Here is a 4045-nt window from a genome sequence, read left to right on the forward strand (position 1 = left end):
CATAAATAAAGTAATGGAAAGAAAGGATCATTGGGAGAATATTTACAGTAATAAGAAACCGGAGGAAATGAGCTGGACACAGGAAGTACCTGCCGCTTCCCTCGCATTAATAAACAGCTTTAATGTGCCCAAAAACGCCCCAGTGATTGATATTGGCGGTGGGGAAAGCAAACTGGTGGATCACTTGCTGGCCGCCGGTTATACAGACATCACCGTACTGGACATTTCAGCGCATGCCTTGGAACACGCAAAAGCGCGGCTGGGAGAACAGGCAAAAAGTGTGAACTGGCTGGTACAGGATGTTACTACGTTTGTACCTGCACGTAGTTATGCGGTGTGGCACGACAGGGCCACCTTTCATTTTCTTACCACCCCTGAACAAATTGCCGCTTACCTCCGCGCTGCCGGTAATGCAGTAAATGGTTACATGGCCATAGGTACCTTTTCAGATAAAGGCCCTGAAAAATGCAGCGGCCTCACCATCAAACAATATTCAGAAGAAACATTAACAGAACAGCTGACCCCGTTATTTGAAAAGCTGCATTGCACTACAGAAGATCATATCACGCCTTTTAACACCCGGCAGCATTTTTTATTTTGCAGTTTTAAATCGCGCTGATGCGTAAATAACCAACTATTTTTCCGTAACTTGATTTTAATAGATCAGTGACATAGCCATATCGCATTCAGAAAAAACAGTTCGACCATATCCACATTATTGAAAAACTACTCACCTGAGTAGTGTGATGCATGCATATCCTCCCGGATATGAACTTTATGTTACGAATGCAGTGAACACTTAGTATTCAAATTACCATGTAATATTTTCGCGTTCATGAAACCTATCTTTATTCTGTCTGTACTTTTATTGTGCAGCATTTTCAGTCAGCCGCTACTTGCCCAAACTACGCAAGCTGCTATTTCAGGGATTATCTCCGACAACGCCAAACAACTGATTCCCGGTGCATCCGTACTGGTGCGCAACGAATCAACCGGCTTCAGCAGCCGTACCATTTCAAATGCAAAAGGAGAGTACCTCATTAAGGAATTGCCGCTCGGCGGGCCATACACCATCCAGGTAACTGCGATGGGATATGCGGAACAGAAACGCACGGGTTATTCACTCAACCAGGGAGACCTGATCCGCGCCAATTTTCAAATGCAGGTATCTTCCGTAGACATCAAAGAAATTACAGTATCGGGTAATGCGCTCCGCAACAAAGCGGAGAACTTCGGCGCTGCCACTACGGTAACAGCCAGGGATATTGCCCGCCTGCCGGTGAATGGCCGTAACTTCAGCAGCCTCATCGACCTTTCGCCACTTAGCAGCGGAAGCAACCTGGCCGGGCAGCTCGGCTCTTCCACCAACATCACTATTGATGGTACTTCAGCAAAAAATCCTACTTCCAGCAGCGGCACCAATACCCGTATCGGTGGCCCGTACGCTATTTCCATGGAAGCCATCCGCGAGTTTAAAGTGGTCACCAATCAATACGACGTTACCTTTGGCCGCAGCGGTGGCGGTACCATCAGTACAGTAACCAAGGCAGGTACCAACACCTTTTCCGGTAGTGCATTCACCTTTGTAAGAGCCGATGCATTATCCAGCAAGTACGACGCCCGTGGTAACCGGCGCCAGAACGACTTCTCCACCTATCAATACGGCTTCTCCCTGGGCGGTCCTATCATCAAAAATAAACTGCACTTCTTCGTAGCCTGGGATCACCAGGCAGATGCACGCCCCCTGCAACTGGCGGATATTAAAACGCCGGAAGATGAGAAACGGTTCAACGTTACACAGTCTACCCTGGATACCTACCTTGATATTGCACGCAGCAAATACGGCGTATCCTCCCAGCCGCAGTTTGGTTCTTTCAACAAGAAACGCGGTACCGATGCAGCATTTGCACGTATCGACTGGCAGCTGAACGAGCGCAACCTCCTTACCATCCGCAATAACTACGTAAACGACCGCGCTCCACTGGGCCGCGATGATAATACTTCCATCAATCTTTATGAAGTATATGCCGATGCACATGCCATTAACAACAGTTTACTGGCAACGCTGCGCACAGTGGTAAACCCTAAAATCACCAACGAGCTGAAACTGCAGCACCTGTACACCTTTGAAGAAAGTTCTCCCGGCGATCAACTGCCGGCGCAGAACATTCCACGTGCTATCGTGGAAAGGGTACAGTCCACCATTAATAACAAACCGGTGTTTACCAATATCCAGCTGGGAGGGCAGCGTTATTCGCCGGAACACTTCTACAATAACGTATTCCAGCTGGTAGACAACCTTTATTATAATACCAATAAAGCCAACTATACTTTCGGTGCGGATATCATGTACAGTCATATGAACTCCCTGTACGGCAGCGAAATGAACGGCCGCTTCTATTTCACCGGTATGGATAATTTCAATAACCTGAAACCCTACCGCTATGCCCGCGAGGTAGCGCTGGCAGATGATCCCAGCGTAAACCAGAATATTCTCAGCGGGGCATTGTATGCGCAGATGCAGACATACCTGTTCCCCGGCTTTGAAATGATTGCCGGTTTACGTGCAGATTATACCACCTATCTCAACAAACCCAACTTCAATCAAACGGTATATGATGAACTGGGACTGCGTACGGATAATTCGCTGAAAACCTTCCAGCTGCAGCCACGTATCCAGTTCAACTGGGACATCAATGAAAAACATACCGATTACCTGCGTTTTGGCGCCGCTATTTTCGGATCAGATATAAACAACTACGCCATGATCAACAATATGTTGTTCGATGGCACCAAGGTACTCACCGTAGATATCCAGGGCGCAGGCGTACCCACTCCGGATTTCCCGGGTTATCGTAAAAACCCGTCTTCTGCACCGGGTAAGGAAATGTTTGATAAGCTGGGCCTGCCACGCCAGGGTACTATTAATATGAACGGTAAAGATGCAAGGATCCCCGTGGTATACAAGGCAAACATCTCTTATAACCACTTGTTCTCCGACCGCTTTAAAATGGGTGTGACCTTCTTCACCACCATAGCGCGTCATAACTATATGTATGTAGACAGGAACATGGTGGATCAACCTTTATTCCGTTTGGCCAATGAGGGAAACCGTGGCGTGTATGTGCCGGCAAACAGTATTGATCCTGCCAATGGCGCCACCGATTGGATGAAGGGCCGTAAAAGTATGAATGTAGGCCGCGTACTGGAACTGAACAGCGACGGAAAAGTGAACCAGTTTGCATTTGTAGTGGATGGTACTTACCGCTATTACAAAGACGGTGAAATTTCCGTTAGTTATACCTGGAACGATGCGAAAGACAACACCTCTTATAATGGCGACGTTGCCAACACGGCTACCTTATCGCTGATGGTAAAAGATGATCCGCGTAACCTGAGCACTATGAGCTATTCTGATAACCAGTTCCGTCATAAGGTAGTTGTATATGGCACACTGCCTACCTTCTGGGGTATCAATGTAGGAGTGCGTTATTCCGGTATAGGCGGTACACGTTATTCGCTTGCAGTGGGTGGTAACGTGAACGGCGACTTTGTAAACTCAAACGACCTGGCTTATGTATTTGATGTAAATAACCCCGGAGTGCCTGAAAAGATGCGCACCGATATCCAGGCCATCCTGGATAACCCGCTGGCCGATAAAAGTGTGAAAGATTATATCCGCAGAAGCAGTGGGAAAATAGCAGAGAGAAATGGCGGTATCAATGGTTTTTATGGTGTATGGGATTTGAGGATTGCCACCAGGATCCGGTTTGGCAGCAGCAAAAAACAATACCTCGAACCCTCCTGCGATATTTTCAACCTCGCCAATGTGTTCAATAAAGAATGGGGTACCAGTAAATTATTAGGTAAACAGAATATTTATTCTTTGGGAGGATTTGATCCTGCCAGCTCCACTTATCTTTATAATGTGAATGTAAATTCAGGTGTGGTAGTGCCGGGTGGTAATCCCTGGCAGATACAGCTGGGGCTGCGTTACGGGTTTTAATAATAAGAAGTTTAAAGCAGATAAGGAAGCCGGCCGGTG

General features: G+C 47.2%; 2 protein-coding genes. Both read left to right on the forward strand.

Annotated elements, in window-relative coordinates:
* The coding region (locus tag VN105_RS04485; protein WP_325638342.1) for a class I SAM-dependent methyltransferase at positions 1-619 on the forward strand (619 nt) is incomplete at its 5' end.
* Between the two features lie 216 nt (positions 620-835).
* Positions 836-4006: a TonB-dependent receptor gene (locus VN105_RS04490; RefSeq protein WP_325638344.1), complete on the forward strand. Its 3171-nt coding sequence runs from the start codon at positions 836-838 to the stop codon at positions 4004-4006.
* Positions 4007-4045: the final 39 nt, after the last annotated feature.

The sequence above is a fragment of the Chitinophaga sp. genome, from assembly GCF_035564935.1.
Lineage (GTDB): Bacteria > Bacteroidota > Bacteroidia > Chitinophagales > Chitinophagaceae > Chitinophaga.

Excerpts from the sequence above, each read along its gene's own strand:
- VN105_RS04490 (WP_325638344.1), top strand. The coding sequence starts at position 836 with ATGAAACCTATCTTTATTCTGTCTGTACTTTTATTGTGCAGCATTTTC.